The 21,278-nt window shown below is 48.9% G+C and carries 19 protein-coding genes and 1 tRNA gene; 6 read left to right on the forward strand and 14 right to left on the reverse strand.

Annotated features, from left to right (window positions below; all coding sequences use genetic code 11):
- Position 1: 1 nt before the first annotated feature.
- The 3 genes from dndC to dndE are packed head-to-tail and all read left to right on the forward strand — an operon-like array spanning position 2 to position 4,025.
- Positions 2–1,657, forward strand: a complete 1,656-nt coding sequence (gene dndC, locus GURA_RS12585; protein WP_011939340.1) for a DNA phosphorothioation system sulfurtransferase DndC — start codon at positions 2–4, stop codon at positions 1,655–1,657.
- Entirely contained in the window at positions 1,654–3,630 is a 1,977-nt protein-coding gene (gene dndD, locus GURA_RS12590) for a DNA sulfur modification protein DndD (RefSeq protein ID WP_011939341.1), read from the forward strand. The genes dndC and dndD overlap by 4 nt, the downstream gene beginning before the upstream one ends.
- Positions 3,627–4,025 carry a DNA sulfur modification protein DndE gene (dndE, locus tag GURA_RS25350; RefSeq protein ID WP_011939342.1) on the forward strand — a complete coding sequence of 133 codons (399 nt, stop codon included), beginning with the start codon at positions 3,627–3,629 and terminating at the stop codon, positions 4,023–4,025. The genes dndD and dndE overlap by 4 nt, the downstream gene beginning before the upstream one ends.
- Here dndE and GURA_RS24325 read toward each other — a convergent pair.
- The 14 genes from GURA_RS24325 to GURA_RS12660 all read right to left on the reverse strand — a co-directional run bounded on the left by GURA_RS24325 (position 3,973) and on the right by GURA_RS12660 (position 18,648).
- Positions 3,973–4,425 (reverse strand): GIY-YIG nuclease family protein, encoded by a 453-nt coding sequence (locus tag GURA_RS24325; protein WP_157046200.1) that lies wholly within the window; start codon positions 4,423–4,425, stop codon positions 3,973–3,975. The two genes, dndE and GURA_RS24325, sit on opposite strands and share 53 nt — an antisense overlap.
- Positions 4,426–4,508: 83 nt before the next feature.
- Positions 4,509–5,198, reverse strand: a complete 690-nt coding sequence (locus GURA_RS12600) for an integrase core domain-containing protein (protein ID WP_041245374.1) — start codon at positions 5,196–5,198, stop codon at positions 4,509–4,511.
- Between the two features lie 16 nt (positions 5,199–5,214).
- Entirely contained in the window at positions 5,215–5,679 is a 465-nt protein-coding gene (locus GURA_RS12605) for a helix-turn-helix domain-containing protein (protein WP_041245373.1), read from the reverse strand.
- Between the two features lie 177 nt (positions 5,680–5,856).
- Positions 5,857–7,557 carry an ATP-binding protein gene (locus GURA_RS12610; protein WP_011939343.1) on the reverse strand — a complete coding sequence of 567 codons (1,701 nt, stop codon included), beginning with the start codon at positions 7,555–7,557 and terminating at the stop codon, positions 5,857–5,859.
- Between the two features lie 18 nt (positions 7,558–7,575).
- Positions 7,576–8,301, reverse strand: coding sequence for a DNA phosphorothioation-associated protein 4 (locus GURA_RS22880; RefSeq protein WP_011939344.1), 726 nt, complete (start codon positions 8,299–8,301; stop codon positions 7,576–7,578).
- A complete protein-coding gene (locus GURA_RS12620; RefSeq protein ID WP_011939345.1) occupies positions 8,298–10,397 on the reverse strand; it encodes an AAA family ATPase in 2,100 nt (699 codons plus the stop codon). Before GURA_RS12620 ends, GURA_RS22880 begins: the two co-directional genes overlap by 4 nt.
- The gene (locus tag GURA_RS12625) at positions 10,394–10,582 is read right to left on the reverse strand and encodes a hypothetical protein (protein ID WP_041245437.1); all 189 of its coding nucleotides are present in this window, start codon (positions 10,580–10,582) and stop codon (positions 10,394–10,396) included. Before GURA_RS12625 ends, GURA_RS12620 begins: the two co-directional genes overlap by 4 nt.
- Positions 10,583–10,588: 6 nt before the next feature.
- Positions 10,589–12,709, reverse strand: coding sequence for a DNA phosphorothioation system restriction enzyme (locus tag GURA_RS12630; protein WP_011939346.1), 2,121 nt, complete (start codon positions 12,707–12,709; stop codon positions 10,589–10,591).
- A 594-nt stretch (positions 12,710–13,303) separates the two neighbouring features.
- Positions 13,304–13,720: a (deoxy)nucleoside triphosphate pyrophosphohydrolase gene (locus GURA_RS12635; RefSeq protein WP_011939347.1), complete on the reverse strand. Its 417-nt coding sequence runs from the start codon at positions 13,718–13,720 to the stop codon at positions 13,304–13,306.
- Positions 13,721–14,294: 574 nt separating this feature from the next.
- Positions 14,295–14,369 (reverse strand) — tRNA-Cys (locus tag GURA_RS12640).
- Positions 14,370–14,485: 116 nt separating this feature from the next.
- Positions 14,486–16,513: a methyl-accepting chemotaxis protein gene (locus GURA_RS12645; RefSeq protein ID WP_011939348.1), complete on the reverse strand. Its 2,028-nt coding sequence runs from the start codon at positions 16,511–16,513 to the stop codon at positions 14,486–14,488.
- Between the two features lie 12 nt (positions 16,514–16,525).
- Positions 16,526–17,335 carry a substrate-binding domain-containing protein gene (locus tag GURA_RS12650; RefSeq protein ID WP_011939349.1) on the reverse strand — a complete coding sequence of 270 codons (810 nt, stop codon included), beginning with the start codon at positions 17,333–17,335 and terminating at the stop codon, positions 16,526–16,528.
- Between the two features lie 125 nt (positions 17,336–17,460).
- Complete coding sequence (pgsA, locus tag GURA_RS12655; protein WP_011939350.1) at positions 17,461–18,054, reverse strand: CDP-diacylglycerol--glycerol-3-phosphate 3-phosphatidyltransferase; 594 nt, start codon at positions 18,052–18,054, stop codon at positions 17,461–17,463.
- 15 nt (positions 18,055–18,069) lie between these two features.
- Complete coding sequence (locus GURA_RS12660) at positions 18,070–18,648, reverse strand: lytic transglycosylase domain-containing protein (protein ID WP_232279031.1); 579 nt, start codon at positions 18,646–18,648, stop codon at positions 18,070–18,072.
- A 215-nt stretch (positions 18,649–18,863) separates the two neighbouring features.
- Here GURA_RS12660 and nadB point away from each other — a divergent pair, with 215 nt between their 5' ends.
- The 3 genes from nadB to GURA_RS12675 are packed head-to-tail and all read left to right on the forward strand — an operon-like array spanning position 18,864 to position 21,003.
- Positions 18,864–20,459 (forward strand): L-aspartate oxidase, encoded by a 1,596-nt coding sequence (gene nadB, locus GURA_RS12665; RefSeq protein ID WP_011939352.1) that lies wholly within the window; start codon positions 18,864–18,866, stop codon positions 20,457–20,459.
- 36 nt (positions 20,460–20,495) lie between these two features.
- A complete protein-coding gene (pheA, locus tag GURA_RS12670) occupies positions 20,496–20,771 on the forward strand; it encodes a chorismate mutase (protein ID WP_011939353.1) in 276 nt (91 codons plus the stop codon).
- Positions 20,772–20,793: 22 nt separating this feature from the next.
- On the forward strand, positions 20,794–21,003 hold the full coding sequence (locus GURA_RS12675) for a hypothetical protein (protein WP_011939354.1): 210 nt from the start codon (positions 20,794–20,796) through the stop codon (positions 21,001–21,003).
- Positions 21,004–21,278: the final 275 nt, after the last annotated feature.

A 21,278-nucleotide genomic window follows, 5' to 3' on the forward strand; every position in this document is an offset into this window, starting at 1 on the left:
CATGAAAACAGCAAAAAAGAAAGCTGGTGTTCCAGCAACAAATGATTCTGTACAACCTGAATGTACGGTAACTGAAACATCTCTTCCCAACACAGACAACTCAAATTCGCCAGCTGCAAAGGTCCGCAAATCGGCCTTCAATGAACTCGGTTTCCAGGCGACCATCGAGCTGCTTCAGGAAGAAATCCGTAGCCTCTACATTGCCGACGAAATCCCCTGGATCATCGGCTATTCCGGCGGCAAGGATTCCACCGCAACCCTCCAACTGGTTTGGACCGCCATCGCAGAACTTCCTGCTGAACAGCGCCGGAAAACGGTCTATGCAATCTCCACCGACACCATGGTGGAAAATCCGGTCGTAGCTGCATGGGTGGCTAATTCGCTCGCTGTCATGAAGCGAGCTTCTGCCGAGCAACTGGTACCCATACAACCTCGCCGCCTGACACCGGCTTTGGTAGATTCTTTCTGGGTCAATTTGATCGGGAAAGGGTATCCTGCCCCTCGACACAAATTCCGCTGGTGCACGGCCCGCCTGAAAATTTCACCCTCCAACTCCTTCATCAACAGCATCGTATCTTCAAGTGTCGAAGCCATTCTCGTCCTTGGTACTAGAAAGGCAGAGAGCTCAGCCCGTGCAGCCAACATGGCTCGACATGAAAAGGGACGAGTCCGGGATCGGCTCAGTCCCAATTCCAGCTTACCTGGCTCACTCGTCTACTCTCCCATTGAGGCTTGGACAAACGACGATGTCTGGTTTTATCTCATGCAAGTTAAAAATCCGTGGGGCTACAACAATCGGGATCTGCTTGGCATGTATGCCGGGGCATCTGCTGATGGCGAGTGTCCGCTCGTCGTAGATGATTCAACGCCGAGTTGCGGTGACTCACGTTTTGGCTGCTGGGTCTGCACCCTGGTGGACAAAGACAAGTCCATGACCGCCATGATTCAGAATGACGAAGAAAAAGAATGGATGATGCCACTGCTCGATATCCGCGACGCTCTGGATTTCCGCAGAGACCACAAGGGCGAATACGCTGAAAATGCTGATTATGACATCCGCGATTTTCGCCGCATGAGCGGTGCCGTCCAAGTGATGTCGGGTGGCCGCCCAATTCCCGGACCCTACATTCAGAGCGCTCGGGAAGAATGGCTTAGGAAGTTGCTCATTGCCCAAACCTACATCCGCAAAAACGGCCCACCCGAAGTACAAGGGATAGAACTGATAACCCTGGAAGAGTTACAGGAGATCCGTCGTATCTGGGTGGTAGACAAGCACGAACTGGAAGACTCTCTGCCCCGCATTTACCGGGAAGCTACCGGCAATGATTACCCAGGCCGCCCACTAGATGACAATCTGGTGATTGGCGAGGAAGAAATGCACGTTCTTGCCGAACTATGCGGAGAAGATCGCCTGCACTATGAGCTTACGCGCGAACTATTGAGTATAACCCGGCAACAACGGACAACCTCCCGTCGTGCCGGTCTTCATGAGCAACTAGAGAAGACCTTTTCCCGCCATTTTTACGACGACAAGCAGGACGCCCTCACCCGCGCCCAGCAGATGGCCGATCAAAAGCAACGTTTGTCCAATAATCGCCAGCAGTTCGTTTCGGTCGTCATGGAACCTTTGGCCTGCGATCAGGAGGGCGAAGCATGATACTGGATACGATCATACTGGAAAACTATGGTGCTTACGGTGGACGGCAGGAAGCTCTCCTTACTCCTGAAGAGGGGAAGCCTATCATCCTTTTCGGTGGTATGAACGGCGGCGGTAAAACAACCCTGCTCGACGCTATTCAACTGGCCTTCTATGGGCCAAAGGCGCGTATCTCCAACCGGGGCAAGCTTGGCTATAAGGAGTACCTCCGGGAATCGATCCACCGCGGCGGAGATCCGGGCGAAGGGGCCGGCATCACGGTGCGCTTCCGCCGGGTCATCGAAGGTAAAAGTAGAAATTTCGAATTACAACGTTGCTGGCGTGAAGGGGTTAAAGGAATCGAGGAAACTGTTAGGGTCCTTCGTGATGGCCTCCCCGATGATATATTCACCGAACATTGGGATGAATCCATCGAAGCCTATCTCCCCAGCAGTATCGCCCACCTCTTCTTCTTTGACGGCGAACAGATCAAGGAGTTGGCCGAGGGTGGCCACGCTGCTGATATTCTCGGCACAGCCATCCACTCCCTGCTGGGTCTTGATTTGGTTGATCGCCTGGAAAACGATCTCAAGGTGTTTGAACGGCGCAAGAAAGCCGAAGGACTCGACCCCGAAGCAACAAGGAAGCTAGCAATTGCGCGAAGTGAGTTCGTTGAAATCTTCCGGGAGGAGGAAAAGGCCGCTTCGTTGTCGGGTGCACTCACCAATGAATCAAACCAACTTGCAAAGGAATTGCATGCTAAAGAAGAATTATTCCGGAAGGAAGGTGGCGATCTTTTTTTACGGCGCAAAGAGCTGGAAGATGAGCTAGTCGCACTGAAGGCCCGGAAAGCAGCAACAGAGGCGCAATTCCGAGAGCTGATCGCTGGACCGCTGCCGTTCCTTCTGGTGGAAAACCTGCTTGCCGAAGTGGAGCAGGTCGTTCGTCATGAAACCGAAATAAAGCGTGCTCGGGTATTGTTGGAGGTATTGGAAACCCGCGACACTGAGGTGCTGGACTCCCTGAAAGCGGAAAAGATCGGTGGGCAGCTACTTCGCTCCATGGACAGGATTCTGGAAAAAGACCGCAAAAGCAGGGCCGGACTAGCGAAGAAAACATTAATTCTCGACGCAGATGACACTCTGGCCCCGCAGATAGCCCATTTGCGTGGGACCGTACTCCCGACAGCCGAACAACAGGCGTGTGACTTCACTGCAAAAATTGCTGCCTTGGACGAGAAAATTGCCCGACTGGAAGGTGAACTGGATCGTGCTCCGACTGCGGAGCGGATTGCAGAAGTTCAAGAGGTGCTGGAAGCAGCCCGAAAAGCCCATCAGGCTAAACTGGCTGAACTTGAGGCGATAAAGGTGCGCCGCCAGGCGTTACAGCGGCAACGACTGATGGCGGAAGCCAGGTTAGACAAGATGGGAGAAAATGATGTTAATTCCCAATTCCATGAGGATGGCCGCCTGCGGATGCTTAAACACTCGCTTCGGGTGCGTGAGACTCTTGGGCGATTCCGCACTAAGATCGTAAAACATCACACTGAGAACATGGAATCGCTGATGCTTGAATCCTTCTGCAAGCTGCTCCGTAAGAAGGAGTTGGTTAGTGGACTAAAGATAAATCCTGAGACATTCGAGGCCACGCTTGTAACCAAGGATGGGAAGATCCTCCCCTTTGAACGTCTTTCCGCTGGCGAAAAGCAACTCCTAGCAACGTCACTTCTCTGGGGTCTTGCTCGCGCTTCCGGACGCCCTGTGCCAACAATTATTGACACTCCACTGGGGCGGCTCGACTCTTCACACCGTAAGCATCTGATAGAACGCTACTTCCCGAATGCCTCCCATCAGGTTCTATTGTTGTCTACAGATGAGGAGATTGTTGGGACTTATTACAAGGAACTGAAACCCTTCATAACCAGAACCTATCTTCTTGAGCACAACGAGGAGGCGGGGCAAACAAATCTTAAGCAAGGATACTTCAACGTATGAGACCACCAGTTGAGCATGTGCGAGTTAGCACTAAGGGGAAAGAAATATTAATCAAGATAAAAAGACGTACAGGTCTAGAGCATTGGAACGAAGTATGTAGAGTGGCACTTTGCCATTCGCTTTCAAATCCAACATCGCCTCCGAAGCTTGAAAGAGTCAGTGACAGCACAATCGATATTGAATGGAAAACGTTCGCAGGACAGTATCAAAAAGAATTTGCTGCTATGATCATGCTTAGGAGCAAGCAACATGGCATAAATATAAACGATAGAGAGGAAATAGCTCAATATTTTCGATCTCACCTAGAGAGAGGAATCGTGTCCTTGCAGACTAGCAAAGATGTTAGCAGCTTGTTCCATTATTCTCAGCATTTTGAGTTGAAAGATAATCCATGATTTGTTCGTAAACTTTTACAGCCAATTCATCTCCCCATGAGTACCTGCACCTAGCAGGTGCAGTTCTAGTAGTATCTGAAATTATTTTTTCAATAGGTGCCAATCGAGGGAGATTAAGAATGCACTTTTCATGAACTCTGTGTTCAATATATTGAGTGACTATTTTATGTTCATCCTGAGATAACTTTGCGATTTCTTTACAGTCTATACAAAGAAATACTATCTCCTCATCCATTGCCCATAAATCTTGATCAGCTTCCTTTAATCTCTTTGTGAAACTTCCAATCTCTTGTAAATGCTGCCCCCATCTAGATACAGGATGTTGCTGTGTCTCTCCAATATAAATGCAGTAGCTTTTTATAATCGCATAGATGTAAGGATGATGCGACTTACCTGTCAAATGTCAGGACATCGGTTACCCAAGCCTAACTCTAAAAAGTGTCAGGACATCGGTTACCCGACCCCCTGATTATGCATACTATTTCATGAGCTGAACTCTGTAGGCATTCTGTACTCAAAGCTTTGAACAAAGTCTTCACCCAGGTACACTTGCAGCGTGTGAATTTCCGTTACGATCATGGCTCGCACATATGAATAGACGAGGTCTTTTGAAACCTCAAATTTTTCGCCAAAGATGTTAAGTGTTCTATCGCTCCTGATAAATCTAATGAGCGAAATGGTGCCGTCCGGGAGAAAATCAAGTTTTGGCATCCTGGTATTTGGCCCCAGCGTCAAGGGCTTGAATTTGTCAGCTTCAATAACCTCCAGTGGCGTTTTCCCCTTGAGATAGCTGTAACGGTGATTCTTGTTGTGAAACTGCTGGAAATTCTTGCTTTGCCGCTTGAGCATGGAATAGCTTGTGAACCACTGGCGGCGAAAAAACTTTTTGTCATAGGTATCGTTGAAGCTCTCTATTACGCCATCGCGCCACGGTTCCGCAACAGGGATAAAAACAGGATGAACGCCGAAGTAGAGACATAGTCGCAGCACCAGACCAAGTGACCTCGGATAGCGGTTACTGCCACGGAAACTGAGTTCATTGTCCATTTGCAGGAAGTCGGGAAGCCCCATTGACTTCCAGCAGCGCAGCAAACCCTGTGCAATGTTGTCATCCTCCTTGGTGCGATTTGATTCGATGAAGACCCGATGGCTGTACAGATCAATCACATTCATCGAGTAAAATCTGCCGTCACTCTTGATGTAGCGGGGGCCAACAAGATCCATCTGATGGATGTTGTTGCAGCACAGGGCTTCGGTAAAGTACGGGTACTCGACCCCTTTGGGGGAATATCTCGTTTTTTTTAACGAGTCCTTCCCGCTTCAGGGTCCGGTTAATGGTGCTGTCAGAGCGAAACGGTAACCCCAGCTTATGCAGCTCCCACTTGATAGCGGAAACGCCAATCTGTGCAAATGGTGACGAGTCCAGGCGGTTTCTGGTGGAGACAATAATCTCCTTATCTACGATGCTGAGTTCAGACGGTCTTTTAAGTGGCGCTCTTGAGTGTTCCTTGTACCAGTCAGTCGCGCCAGATTGATACCGGTTCAACCACTTAAAAAACCACTTCTTGGAGCGATCAAGGCTTGTATAGACTGCCTTGGGTGATTCGCCTGCAAGATGGCGCTGGACTGCTTGTTTCCTGAGTTCTTCTTCCATGCGGATGTTCTCCCCTCAAGTTGAAATCACAGAGAACATTGTAGCTGATATTTCTAATGAAGGTAACCGATGTCTTGACACAAAAAAGGGCGTTAAGGGTAACCGATGTCTTGACACATCCGGGTAACCGATGTCCTGACACTTGTCACTTACCCCTTATAGCTCCAGCAAAACGAATCATATTTTAATATTCCCAAAAATATGCTGATTGCCAGTTGCCCAGGCGCTTATGTTAAATGAAAGAACGGAATAATATCGTTCAAATACTTTTCTAATACTATCTTCTGGCACCAAAGTTAAATTCTCGTAAGTTTTATTTTCACCAATTGCGCAGCAGAAAATAACAGCTTCAAGCGCAAGTCTTTCTGGAGAAGACTCATCCAAATTTCCGAGAACAGATTGATAGAACGCATGTCTCCTGTTGATAATTACATAAGTTCCTTGTACAGCGTCTTTCTGAGTACTCCACAGATTAATACCTGGAAGGTTGTCACTGTAACGTATCTTCACAAAATCACTCTCTTCAGTTGTAGAGGTCTCTTCTTCAGGCTCCTCAGGCTTAATTTTATCAAGAGTCTCCTTAGATTCTTCTTCTCGTTTCTTAGCTCTTTCCTTCCTCTCTGCTGGATCTGGTGGTGTAAGATCCTCGATAGGATCCTCTTCTGGGACCGAATCAACAGTATTTGTGAAGCCAGCACCCTCCCCATTCCCCTTTCGAAGAAGATCCTTACATACAGCAAAAACTTGAGCAGCTTGTTTTCGCGGCAATCGCATGAGGAGATCTAGATTATTCCTGGTTTCGTCATCCATTTCTAGACGCTGTTTTGACACATCAACATGTAAAAGGTCATCGTGTTCTGTTAATAATTCCATACGAGCACGAAACCCTATTAAATCTTTTGGCACCAAGTTGTCAAGATCATCTCCCCAACGAATAAGCCGACCGTTTCTATAAATAAAAAATCCTTTATTCTCCCGTGATACTCGGTATGTTCTAATACGCGCCCTATCATCCTCACCAAGAGGAGACGAAGAAGCCCCCATAGTATCCTGTGGAAATGTCACAACCTCTAGTTTTATTGGTGGTGCCCCCTCTTCTCCTAAAGCAGGAATATTCCACTCTCCTTTGAAGGCGAAACACGGTTTTTTCGCATCATATGATGTAGGATCGAAACCAGGATCAGAATCATGTGTAAACAATATATCGAAAGGCTTAATATCTAGACCTTCTTCCCCAGGGTATATTAACTTAATATTTAAGCGCGAACCCTCCGATGCAGATAAAAATGAATAGTAAGTTACTCCTAGACGATGTTTGAGTTTCTCTATAGTAGTCTTTGCCGAGGTATGGTAAATAGAGCCACAACCTGATATTTCAACGATAGTTCCTGAAGAATTAGGCAACAGAGAAGTAATTTCTTCTTTTTCAATTGCTGTTAAGTCTTCACAACAGACAACATATTCGTTTCTTGCTTCAATCACTTTTCTGTCTAAAAAATACTTTCGCGTTAGCTGACCTTCTGTTTTACTGATGATTTGAATTCGAAGTCCCAAAGAAAACCCAGCAGACTTTAATCCCATCCCATACTTAGACAGACTGTTCTGCTTGTAGTTAGCATCTGAGCCAAGCTTGAAAGCGTTTTTTATTCCATCCTCATCCATGCCCTTCCCATCATCAACAACACGATACCTCGCGACATTATTCCTCTGATTTATCGTTTTTCCTTCAACCAAGTCAACGTAGAGCTTTACATTTAAAGCATCGGCGGCAACAGAGTTATCAATAATATCCATTAGTGCTGAATGTGGCTCATAGCCTATTCTCGCTATTGCATCGCAAACACGAACAGCATTCATTGAGATAGGAATTGTTTCCATAAATTTTCTCCTCTAAATTCAAATAGTGAGTTCTAAATCCAACCGCCCTGCGCTTTCTTCTTTCTGTGTTTCAATAAACGCAAGCAAGCCATCCAGATCGAGCGGACGACCAGTAAAGAAGTCCCTCAAAATCTCAAGCCCTCCATTCGCATACTCCTGAAATACGGAAACCCTATCGTCCTCCGCTTCCGCAGAACCCGAGAGACAATTGGAGTTTTGGGTTTCAGCCAGTGTCATAAGGTAGAGCACACCCGGCCAGGCTGGACAGTTGCCAAAGGTACTTTGATCAATTCCTTTGCCTGCATCAACAGCCTTCAGCGGCAATCGCTTATCATTCCTCATCCCTACCTGAGCGGCAAAAAGGAGAAGCTTCCATATTTCCTTGAAAACACCGACTTGATCGGACATCAGGGTCTTGATGATTTCCTCTTTATCATTTGCCCGTTGAATTCGTTTCATACCGGAACCCGCCCTTTTCCTTGCAGTTGTTCGTATGCCAGAACTCAAATCATAAACATCATCACTCACCATTTCGAACAACACCTCGTCTGAAGAATCCACACGTTCAACGTTTCCAGTCTGCCTGCGAATTGTAGTCCGCAGTACATGCTCAGGTGTTGGTGTATTGAACTCGTAAAGCTTTCTTCGCACGATTTCAGCGTAAATCTCATCAATGGACGCTGCTCTGCCCAGAGCACGCAGCACCTTCTGCGCTACTTCGGCGATAGTGTCTTTGGTGTTCATAGCGGCACGATCTCCGTATATTCATCAGTTTCCAGCGGGAAATACTGCTGAATTTTTTGTCCCTCAACTATGAGTTCCGGTGCTGCCTTCTCCGGCATTGTCGGGCCATAGTAGGTAAGGTAGTAACGCTTGCCAATGCGCCCGGAAGAAGAAAGCACTGCCTCGACTTCACCGTCGTACTGTTTCGGGCTGACAAAGAGAACTACCTGCGGCGCAAGCTCGGGAATGTATTTCGCAACACCCTCACGGAAGATGCTTAAGGAGCCAAAGGGAGAATCTATTGCAATTGGAAAGGTTGACCCAGCCAGATCCCTGAGTATGGTTGGAATTTCCGATCGTCGCTTCGCCAGGGCAACAAGACTGGCTATAAAGACAAGCGAAGTTACGGTTCGTTCCCCGGTACTTAACGCTGCATCGATCTCCACCGGGTCGGCACCGCCATCGCCTCCAGCAACTCTCTTGCGAATCCGCAGGGTGAAGTTATCTGTCAACTCCGCCCAATAATCCTTGGTCATTATCTTGCGGAAATGACTGTCGATTTCCGCATTGAGAAGTGGCCGAAGGTCTTCGGTTTCAGCTTTCAAGATTTGCGTAAGGATATTGATGCAGTCCTCAACTGCGTCTACCCGGCGTTGTGCACGGGCTGCGGCTTCTTCTTTGTCTGCAATCTGACGAATTTGCGCTTCCAACGTTTCTATTTCGACTGTTGCAGCTTTGATCTGACCGTCTATTCGTCCAAGGGCTGCGTTCTGCCCATCGCGATCAAGATGCAAAGACTTAAACTTCTCCTCAAGCTGATTAACCTCTTCATCCTTTTTACCTCCGAGAGCCTGATGAATCTCCTCAAGTTCTTCGTCACGCTCACGGATGTCGCGGGAAAGCTCAAGACGCTCCAGCTTCAACTGATTTAGCAGTTCCTGAGTCTGACCGCCAACCCCTTCTATGACTCCGATTGCGTGATCAAGAGCACCCACAGCGTTATTGAAGTCCTGATCTCCAGCTATGGTCAGGAGATTTTCAACGGCAGCACGCTCAGGAGAACCTTCTGCAAGGCTCCGGGTGCAGATGCATTTGCTATGCTCCAGCAGCTCCTGTAAAAAGGTGTTCAATACTCGCGCAGGAATTTTCCCCTCGCTACGGAGTTGAGCGATGATTTCGCAGCCACGATTAATCAATTTGGAAGTTAGAAGAGTGTAGCCGTCATCTGATATAAGCTTAGACAGGCGTTTCGTTACCTCGTCACGCTTACCAGCCAATTCCTCTCTCTCGCGTGTAAGATGAATACGCTTGGATTGAAGCTCGTGCGCCACGCGATTGGCAGCCAACTTATCATTTACTGACGCAAGTTCTGCGTTAATAGCTTTCAAGTTAGCAAGCGTCTGATCTTGTTGGCCGATATACTCCTTTATCAGCTCTTCTTGTCTTGAGAGTTGTTCAATCAATTCCCTCTTCTCTTCACTTGTTGTCTCTTTTTGCTCAGTACGAAGTTTGCCGCGGACATTCTGGTGACGAAGGTCATCGATTGTAATCTTTAGTAAATCAAGGCCTAGCATCTGGTGTATGGCATCGGTTACCTGGGAGCTGTTGCGCTCCATGGCCAAGTAGTTAATGCGTTCACCATTGAAAAAAAGGAATCGGCTGATGCCATCAGGGATGAGTGCTTGAATGCGCTGTTGCGGTCGATCAAGAGAGAAAGTCTGCCCGTTTCTCATCACTTCAAGCGATAGCGTTGTCTGCCTCGGGTTCAGATTTTGTTGTGCCAATGAAAGCTGGCGAGTCAGTACATAGCGATCCGCATCGTGTTTGAAGGTTATCTGCACAGAAGCCGTGAGAGCCAGTGGATCTTTAGCGCGGAGAGCGAGACCTTCATGAATAATCCGATCAGGACGTTCGAAGTCGTCGGGGTTACCGTCAATGCCCATTAAACCATCACGACCGTAGAAGCACCAGACTAAAGCTTTGAGCAGGGTGGTCTTCCCAAAGCCGTTTTCTGCATGGACAACCGTTACGTTACGTTCGCGGAGATCTGAGAAGACGAGCTCCTGGCGCCCCTTGAACTGTCGAAAATTCTCCAGTATGAGCCGCTCTAATATCATTTGATCACCCGTTTTACATGCTCAAAGAGTCGCTGATGAATATCACTGCGCCGCTTCAGGTGCATCACGTCGCGCTCTTCTTTCAGAATATCTCTGATGAGCGTCTGGTATTCAGGAGATGCGGCTTTAAAGATTTCCTGGGCGCGTGTCAGTTTTTTTGATTGTTCAGGCAGCTGATCTGTCATAATAAATTACTCCGATAACAAGTTATATTTCAGGCGCAAATCATGTAATGAATGCAATGCCTCTGGGCCGTTTTCGGCCATCCGGCAAAACTCCACAATCCTGCTCAATTCCCTCTGGAAAAACGATCGTTCCATATTAAACCCATCATCATCAAGACTGCCACCAAGATCAGGCGGTTGCACAATAAAGTCGTAGATGATCGCCCGATTCTTCCCCGGCGAATTCCTCAGCAGCCGACCACGGCGCTGTACAAACTGTCGCGGATTGGTAGAGCTGGCAAGCAGGAACCCCATCCGCAAATCCGGCAAGTCAATTCCCTCATCCAGACACCGTATCGCTACGACACCATCCAGAAAGCCGCTCGTCAGGTCGCGCAGGATTTCTTCCCGCTCTTCAGTGCTCTCCCGAAAAGTGAAATTCCGCACCCGGAGACCATGTCTTTCACCCAACAGCCGAGAAACAGCCTGAATCTGGCGAACTTCTTCATCGGTAATGGCATCAGTCGTTCGCCCGTCGCCACAATAGAAGATGGCTTTTTTCGGCGGCTCAGGTAGCGAAGCAATGACCCGATCCAGGGCAGCGAGTTTATTCTCCGCGCCGGCAAGAAGCCGCGCCCTCTTGATAAGAAGCCGCATGGCCACCTGCTGCATTTCACTGTCGTCATCCCCTTTGGAGAAAAACTTTGCCAGCTTGGTAGTTATCTCTTCATAGGCATCGGTTTCGGTCTCGGTCAGCTCTACGGGAATCGGGTAGTAACGATACCGGCAAAGGCGACCGTCGGCAATAGCCGATGATAGAGGATATTCATAAACGATATTTCCGAAATAGTCCAGCACTGCCGACGTGCCAACCGGGTCGTAGTGACGTTCCGGGGTAGCAGAGAGCCCCAGACGCAGGGCAATTCCATCCGGCAGAGCCTCCCGAATCCGTTCTGCCCCCAGGTTATGGACCTCATCGGCAATCAGGAGATGATGGACTGCCAACGTCGCCACTCGTGGGCGAATGCGCGCCTGGAAACTCTCGCTTTGAAACGTTGCGTTGGTGGCAACAATGGCATGTACCTGCGACAGTCCGACTGAAAGCCTTTGATACCCCTCCTCCAGCTCTGCCTGCCACCGATCTTTCCCCTCAAAGCAGGCAACCGGCTGCAGTCCGAAAGCCGCCATCTCTCGCAGCCACTGTCGGCAGAGATTGATAAACGGACAAACCACGATAAGGACAAGCGGACGATTCTTTTCCGCAACCTTGCTGGCCAGGGTGAGCGCGGTCAACGTCTTCCCGGAACCGGTGGCCATGGCAAAAATCCCCTTGCCTCCCGCCTTGCTCCAGGCACGAATGGCGTCAGCCTGGTAGGGACGAAGTTCAAAGCTCTTGGGTGGGATGAATTCCGTGTGCAGTCCAGGCTCTTTTACCCGGTCGAGCGATAAGCCCGCTGGTGGCTTGTCCAGATCACGGAAGCGCTCCAGCAGTTCTTTACCGGCTTCACTGAATTCCATGATCCGCAGCCCCGGTGTCGAGTCGTTCCAGAGCGCTTCAAAGTTCTCCACTTCTTCTTGTACCCGGCCTTCCTGATCGCGCCACGAACAGAAAACCTTGATGCTTTCGAAGTTCTCCACCAACCCGCCAGCTGTCTCGTTGGACGAACCGGAAAATGCCACGAGGTTCCCGTCTCGATCGGTGAAAATGCCCGTTTTCTCATGGAAAATACCACGGGAAAATCCACCCCGAGCATCCAGCCGTAGAGCAAGCTTGATCTCCAGCAGACCGGCAGCAGCAAGCCACGCCAGGGCGTTGAGCCGATCCTTGATCAAGGCATCTTCAATACCAGCAAGACTCCGGGCAGCTATTGCGCGTAAAGCATCAGCAGGATTACTGGCCGCCGCCTGGAGCGCCTCCACATCCGCCGGTTCCAGATAGGGTGAAACTACCAACTTCATCTTTCCTCGCCGGGACGCGAGACTGGCCACCCCACTTGCCGCCAATGCAAGACCGGCACTGGTAAAATATCCCGCCGCCCGGCGATAGAGGACAGACGACTCCAGACACGGGATAAAGAAATCCCTTACCAGATCATCACGCCCGGTGCGGTAGGAAAGGTTGATTGTTATGTCAGAAAGATTGGGCAATATGGCTCTCAGCGCTAAGTTTTGATGCCTTCGTAAAGATCGTTCATTTCAGGAGATCGAAGAGGTGAGATACTCCTGTTGCTGCTTTTCTGGATTTACGACAGTAAAAAACTGGATGGTCAAGTTTAAACATTCTCCAACTATTTTCCCCGCTGGAATCTCTCCACACTCCGCTCAGTTCAGTGTTATTCGCAATATTCCGGAAGCATGCAACAATTTACTTTCCCCAACAAAAAAGCCGCCAATCAGCATATCCCTGACCAGCGGCTTTTATCTACACGCAGTGCATCTATTCCACTTTCTATCACTCATCCCAAAAAACTCCACATAACACAATAAAATGAGCCTTCTATTTACACCCCGGATGCACTCGCTGTCAACCTTTAGCTATGTATTTTCTAACACACTCTTCTTCCCCATTAACCAGACACGACTCCACCCTCCCCCACCCGACATCATCTTAATCCTTACCCGGCCCTAATTACTCCTCTGGGTCGATCTTGCCGAAAACAGTTCGCAGCTCCGGATGCTGGGCCAGAGTATCGCGGAGATATTCATCAATGAGCGCATCGTAAATGCCGGCAGCAAGGTACTTCATCGGAAGCCTGCCTTACATTCGGCAAGATACGACCCAATCACTGGGACATCAGCCTCAGCCCAGTCGAGGGTATGGAGTTTCTCCGGAGGCAGCCAGACGATGGCAGCGTGCTCGTGAAGCACGATCACGCCCGAATTAATAGAGCAGACAAACGGATGGAGCGTAACAGCGAAGGTCGGGTAATGGTGCATGCTGGTCGGCAAGCTCTTACCGATGATCACGTGAATGCCCATCTCTTCAACCAGTTCGCGCCGCAGGCACTCTTCCGGCGTTTCACCGGGGTCGATCTTGCCTCCGGGAAACTCCCACTTGAGCGGCAGGCTCATGGCGGCGCTCCGTTGGGCGGCCAGAACGAGACCGTCCTGTTCGATGATAGCGCAGGTGACATTAATGTGTATTGCTTTTGCAGACATAGCCGCCTAATTTTCCATGCAAATAAACAGGGGGCAACGAATGGTCAAAAAAAAGCCGCCAATCAGCATATCCCTGACCCGGCGGCTTTTATCTACACGCAGTGCATCTATTCCAAAGTTTATCACCCATCCCCAAAAACTCCACATAACACAATAAAATGAGCCTTCTATTTACACCCTGGATGCGCTCGGTGTCAACCTTTAGCTAGAGTCTGTCGGACTAAGGAATGAATCTACTGCGAGAATGGCAAATCGGTCCATATCTCCGTAAATTTTCGACGAATAGGTCCACTATTCGCTCTCAAATTTCCGGAAATCTGTCCTCGATTTTCCATCCTCTCGCTACGATTCCCTAAGTCCGACAGACTCCTGGGAATTTTCTAACAAAACTACTTATACACCCCGTCACCCAGACACGACTCCACCCTCCCCCACCCGACACCGGCTGACAGCAGTGGCGCACAAACCAAAAGGCCCCTGGGTGCGAAACCCAAGGGCCAAATGCTTATAAGTACAGAAGGTTCCGCGCAAAACAAAAGGGGCTAACCTTAATTGGCTAACCCCTTGTTTTTATTGGAGGCGACGAGCGGATTTGAACCGCTGAATAAAGGTTTTGCAGACCTCTGCCTTACCACTTGGCTACGTCGCCGGACAAATTATCAATCTATTCCAAAATTCAGTATGATGAACTGATACATTCGGAACAGAAAAGTTTTATACATTGTTTTGCTTACGGTGTCAACGAATAATATGTCGGGAAAAAGGTTATACCGCCCCGCTAGCTGTACACTCATCGGCACTCTTGCTCTCCGTCCGGAAAATCAACATCTCCCGGCGCAAAGATTCGATCTCGATGGAGATGGCCGCTATGCTGGCGGAAACACCCTGGAACCCGCTTATGGTACTGGCGCCTATATCCATGATCTGATCCATGGAAACAATGATGCCGCCATTCACGTGCTGTTGCTGGGTAGATGCGGCAACGATTTCAGCAGTTCTGTCGTTTGCAGCCTGGAGATTGAACTGGATCGACTGCAACGTGCTTGCCTGCTCATTGGCAGCCCGTCCCGTCATTTCCATGGCATCCTTGATTGAACTGATACCCTTGACCAAATGGGAAATGCTTTTTTCTTCTTCCTCTGTTGCCCGGTTCACTTCGTAGTTTAAAGTCTGCAACTCGTTAACGGCTCCGATTATGTTCTCAATGCCATCGCTCTGTTCAACGGCAGAATCTTCTATGCTTTTGATCATTTCCGTCGATTTGCGCGCCGAACCCAGTATTTCACGCAAAGCATCACCGGCTTTCGAGACGACCTTCCCGCCCTCATGCACTATCTTGGACGTTTCCCCCGTACCTCTCACCGCCACGTCTATATCCTGCTGAATGGCCCTGACAATTGCTTCTATTTCTATGGTCGATCCGACTGTCTTGTCGGACAGCAACTTAATCTCATTGGCAACTACCGCGAAGCTTTTTCCATGCTCGCCAGCCTGTGCCGCTATTATTGATGCATTCAGCGACAACAGCTTGGTTTCATCGGTAACTTCTTTTATCACGGCAAGAATTCTTGTTATGTCTTTGGACCTGGAACCGAGGTTGCCGATAGATTTGGAAAGAGTACCGACGATCAAGTCGATTTTTTCCATGCTGGCCTTTGTTTCGTAGACGGAAACAATCCCTTTGTCGGAAATGACCTTGGTCGTATCGTTGCTGAGTTCGACCGATTCCTTGACGGAATTTTCTATTTTTTTCACAGATTCTTTGATCTGCGCCACGGAACCGGAAACACCACCTACCGTCATGGATGCCTTTGCGGCAAGAGCTGCCACATTTTTCGCCGATTGTCCCAGTTCGGCAACGGTGGAATAGGAAGAGTTGATATTGGTATTCAATGTTTCAACCTTGCCGGCAATTTCTTCCGATGCTGCACCGACCTCGGTCAGGGAAACAGTGTTGTCATTGGCCAGCGACAACAATTTATTGCTGTTATCGATGATCTGGTTCTGTGACTCTGACGCTTCTTTTACCGCCTGTGAAGTCTGCTCGGTTGATAGCTGCTGCCGGCTCACGGACTCGACCAGATTTTGCAGGATATCATTCAGACGCATCGTCGCATTCGAAACATCATCAGAAATGTTTTTTATCCTGTTGATGCTTACGGAGAGGCGTTCCACAAGAAAATCAAAACCAGTGGCTATCACACCGATTTCGTCCATTTTCGAGGGTTTCATCCGCTGGGTAAGATCGCCTTCGGTGGCATTTCTGATGAACTTGCTGATAAGCGCAATCCTGTTGCCTATGTTTGCGTAATAAAAACGATAAATAAGAAAGATCAGTGCAACAAATACAACCGCTTGTATGGCAAAACCGGTAAGAACCTGATGCAGCAATTCATCTTCGATTTTTTTCTGCGAAAACAGGACATTGAGCGTCCCTACCTTGTCCCCTCCTGCAAGAACGGGGATTTCGAGTTTTTTGAGGCCGCCGTCGGACTTCTCGACTTTTTTCAGCACAGTAAGTCCGCTTTTGTCCAAGAGTTCCAACGCTTTAACATCTCCATCCTTCAGGGTTTCATCCATCAGAAGCCCCAGGTAGGTAAAATCATAATCGGTCAATGAGCGGGACGATGTGCTCACCAGCAGTCGGGAAACTACCTGTATTTTTTTGGTGAGGTCAGCCGAAAGTAAATGGCGGTTATTATAATACGACCAGCACAGAATGACCGTCTGACCCAGAAAAAGCACCAACAGCACCCTTATGATAAACACCCTTGAAAGACTGGACTGTTTCATTGTTGTTTCCCGTTATAGACTGAAATTAGTTGGAACAGCCTTTTCCTTCTTTATCAATCCCTGGGCCTCGGGTGACTTGATAAACTGGATGAACCGTTTGATGGCCTCGCTACGATTTTTACCCAGGACAAGATTATAATGATGGATTATCGGCCATTGGGAGGACGCAGATACCTCCTTGCCGTCGAGCTTCAGCGCCTTGGCCTTCGCTCCCGCATCGAACAATGCAACGGTATCGATCATGCCGATAGAACCGGGCTTGGCAGTCAAAGCGGTGAACATGTCCTTTGCCTTTGGAAGCACGGCGACATCGACTGGCTCTTTCAGCGCAGCAAAACAGGCGATCCCGCGGCGTACGGCAATCTTGGTGGAATCCGCTTCGGGCCTGGACAGAACGACTATCGGTGCATCTGCCCCACCCACCTGCTTCCAGTTTTTGATCTTGCCTGAATAGATGTCGCATATTTGCTGACTGGTTACAGCTTTTACCGGCACAGAACTATTCACCGCAAAAAGACCGGGCATGACGGCAATTTCATACGCCTTGACCGGAAGCGCTTTTTCAGAGCGGTCCAGATCGCGTGCCGACATGGCGATATCAATGGCGCCGTTGTTGACGGCCATTACCCCGCCCACTTGACCAAGAGATTTTTGATTAACCTCAACCGTATCCTGGGGATATTTTTTCATGTATGCTTTTCCCAGTTCGGTTATCAGCGGGATCATGCTTCCCGAACCTGCCAGCGTGATGTTTTCGGCTTGTGCAGCCAGAGGGGTTAATAACAGCATTGAAATCATGAGCGCAACACACAAGTTTTTCATTCGGTCTCCTTTGTTCATGTTTAGAGTAATGCCGGAACTTCACATGGAAGCAATCTCCCGCAAGTCGGCCGCAACTTCAGCGAGACGATAATCAGGCAAAAATGGATTGGGAGTTTAAAATGGAATTATTTGGCGATGATGCTGGTGAATTTTGCCAAATAGTCTATACCGGACCAAATTGTGATGACAGTGGCGATCCAGAGATAAAAGATTCCGATATTATGCATGTTCACAGTAAGCAGCGGGTGATTAACGGCAAAAAACCAATGATAGTCGTAGTGGAGCAACAAACCGAGAATGGCCACAATCTGGAAAATCGTCTTGAATTTACCCAGATTGCTTGCAGGTATCACAATTCCTTCGGTGGAGGCGAGGCCTCGCAAGCCGGTAATGATGATCTCCCGGCCTAAAATTACCAGCACCATCCAGGCTGGAACACGATTGAACGGAAGCAGCATGATAAGCGCCGCCATAACTATCAGTTTATCTGCTATCGGGTCGAGGAATTTGCCGAAAACTGTTTCTATGCCCATGCGTCTGGCCAGATAACCGTCAAGCCAATCGGTTATGGAGGCAATGGCAAACAGTGCAGCAGCCCAAAATCCCGCCTCTTTGGAAGGGGAAAGAAGGAGCACCACCAGAAGTGGAATGGCGGCTATACGAAGTAAAGTGAGAATGTTGGGAAGATTAAGAATTGGGGATTTGGTGGCAGTGGACATGAACGGGCCTTTGATTTATTTGTAGTTTTTCTTGTAATTCAGCACCTTGGCAACGTAATTGCGGGTTTCTTCGTAGGGAGGAACTCCCCCGAATTTGGCTACCTTGCTGAGACCGGAATTATATGCTGCCAGGGCCAGCGCTTCATCACCCTTAAAGGTATTAAGAAGAAATTTTAAATAACGCACCCCACCGCGAATATTCTCGGCTGGATCGAGAGAGTTGGTCACCTTCAGGTCCTGGGCTGTTTTCGGCATGAGTTGCATGAGACCTCTGGCCCCTTTGGGGGAAACGGCAGTCGGGTTATATCCGGACTCCGCGTGGATGACAGCCTTGACCAGTGATTTATCCACACCGTATTCGAGGGCGCAGGCGTTGATTATCGGTTCGAATTCTTCCGGATTTCTTGCACATCCGGCGAGTCTGAACGTGGTACGAAGTTTCCTGTCCTTTTTCAGATCACGCATAAATACTTTAAAGCGCTTGTCGGTCGGGGCATCGGTGAAATGCAGAACCCCTTCTTCATCTTCGTACTTGTATATGTCTGCAAAAGACGAAATAGCAGTGAAAGTAACCAACAACATGGCATAGCACATCAACAGTTGTTTCTTCATCTGCATTATCCCTCTTTACATCGCGCATCGACACTTATAACAACCTGTTAATGTATATAGACCATAACCAGTGATAATTCAAGCGTTAATGTCTGGTGATTCTCGATAACATGTTAAAATGCCTTGACAAAATGCAAGTGGGAGTAAATAATTCGCCCATTGGAGCAAGGACGTTATAAGCCTTATCGGAGGGTAACATGAAGGTTGATAGTGATTTCCTGGTAATCGGCAGCGGCATTGCAGGCCTATCATTTGCTTTGCAGGCAGCAGACCATGGCAAAGTGGCACTCATTACCAAGAGGGAAATAACCGAATCTGCAACTAATTATGCCCAAGGCGGGATTGCAACGGTATCATCTAAAGAGGATACCTTCGATGCCCATGTGGAGGATACGCTGATTGCGGGCGCAGGAATCTGCCACGAGGACGTTGTCAGAATGGTGGTCGAGGAAGGCCCCAAGGTAATCCGCAGCCTTATTGACTGGGGGGTGAAGTTCACCACGAGCGGCGATGCCTACGATCTGACCAGAGAAGGTGGTCATAGCCAGAGACGAATCCTCCATGCAGAAGACATAACTGGTCGTGAAATCGAACGGGCACTTGTGGCAGCCGCCAAAGCCCACAAGAACATCGATATTTATGAGCACCACATTGCTATCGACCTGATAACCGAATCAAAAATCCTGCGCAAGCGACTTAAGCCTAACCGTTGTATCGGCGCACACGTTCTCGATATTGCCAGCGGCGACATCAAGACTTGCAAAGCCAAGATTACCCTCCTGGCGTCAGGTGGCGCTGGCAAAGTCTATCTTTACACCTGCAACCCCGATGTGGCCACCGGAGACGGCGTAGCCATGGCCTATCGCGCCGGAGCAACCATTGCCAACATGGAATTCATGCAATTCCACCCCACCACCCTCTACCACCCAAATGCAAAGTCTTTTCTTATCTCCGAGGCGGTACGGGGTGAAGGGGCGATCCTCCGCCGCCGCGACGGCACCGCTTTCATGGAAAAATACCATAAACTGAAGGACCTGGCCCCGCGTGACATCGTGGCCCGCGCCATTGACAATGAAATGAAAACCTACGGCGACGACTGCGTCTTTCTCGACATAACCCACAAAGACCCCGAATACGTGAAAAGCCGTTTCCCCAATATTTACCAAACCTGCCTGGAATATGGTCTGGACATGACAAGGGAAGGTTTGCCCGTTGTGCCGGCAGCCCACTATCTTTGCGGTGGAGTTGCAGTCGATACCAACGCTGAAACAGATATCCAGCATCTCTATGCCATCGGCGAGGTTGCCTTTACCGGCCTCCATGGCGCCAACCGCCTGGCCAGCAACTCACTACTCGAAGCCGCAGTATATGCCGGCCGTGCCTATGCACACGCTATCGAGCAACTACATGCACACAAATTTGAATTTCCTGAAATTCCCACCTGGGATTCCAGTACCGCTACTAATAGTGATGAAATGGTGGTCGTATCGCAAAACTGGGACGAAATCCGCAGATTCATGTGGAATTATGTGGGAATCGTCCGCTCCGACAAGCGACTGGAACGCGCCATGCGCCGGATCAAGCTGATTCAGGACGAGATTGAGGACTACTACTGGAATTTCATCGTCACCTCGGACCTGATCGAGTTGCGCAACATTGCTACGGTGGCAGAGCTTATTGTGACATGCGCCCAGCAACGCAAAGAATCACGAGGACTCCACTATAATATCGACTACCCTGGCCGAGACGATATCCATTGGCAAAGGGATACCTTTGTAAAAAAGCAGTTTTAATTTCAGGCGCAAAATAACAACCCGACCGGGGACTTCATGAACATTGACAATTTAAGAGAGCAAATAGACAATCTCGACAGCGAACTGCTGCGAATCTTCAATGAACGGGCTAATCTTGCGCTGAAAATTGGCGAAATCAAAAAAGGGCTTGCTCTCCCGGTCTACGACCCATCCCGAGAAAAGAAGATTTTTAAGCGGATGCAAGAGGAAAATCCAGGTCCCTTGGACGATCAGGCAATTGTCAGGCTGTTCGAACGGGTTATCGATGAATCGCGAAGACTGGAAAGGATTATGACCAGCAGGGAACTATGACACTGCCAAGGAGGACGAACGGGTGTTGATAATCATGAAGCAAAACGCCAAAGACCTGGCACAGGTCCATATTAAGGAGTATCTGATCAACAGGAATTTCGATATTCACCAGTCGACCGGGGCAAACCGGGTCATTATCGGAGTTATCGGCGACACGGATAAACTTGAAGCCGCAGAGTTGGAAAAGATGCCGGGAGTGCTTCAGGTTATAAGGATCAACAAAGAGGAATGAGTAAATTGGCTTGAGCCGCCTTCTATTCTAAAAACGGCATTTGAACCGCAAAGACGCCAAGAACGCGAAGAAAATCAATACATTTGATACAGAAAACCTTCTTACCCAAAAGGTGATCACAGGCTGTTTATTAACTCTTTGATTTCTTTGCGAACTTTGCGGCTTTGCGGTAATGAACTGCTTTTTCTAGGATAAATATCCAAAACACATTTGCATTGCCGCTTTCATCCCCCTATCCACAAACAAAAAGCCGCCCGTCAACTTTACGCTGACAA

The sequence above is a fragment of the Geotalea uraniireducens Rf4 genome (genome assembly GCF_000016745.1).
GTDB lineage: Bacteria > Desulfobacterota > Desulfuromonadia > Geobacterales > Geobacteraceae > Geotalea > Geotalea uraniireducens.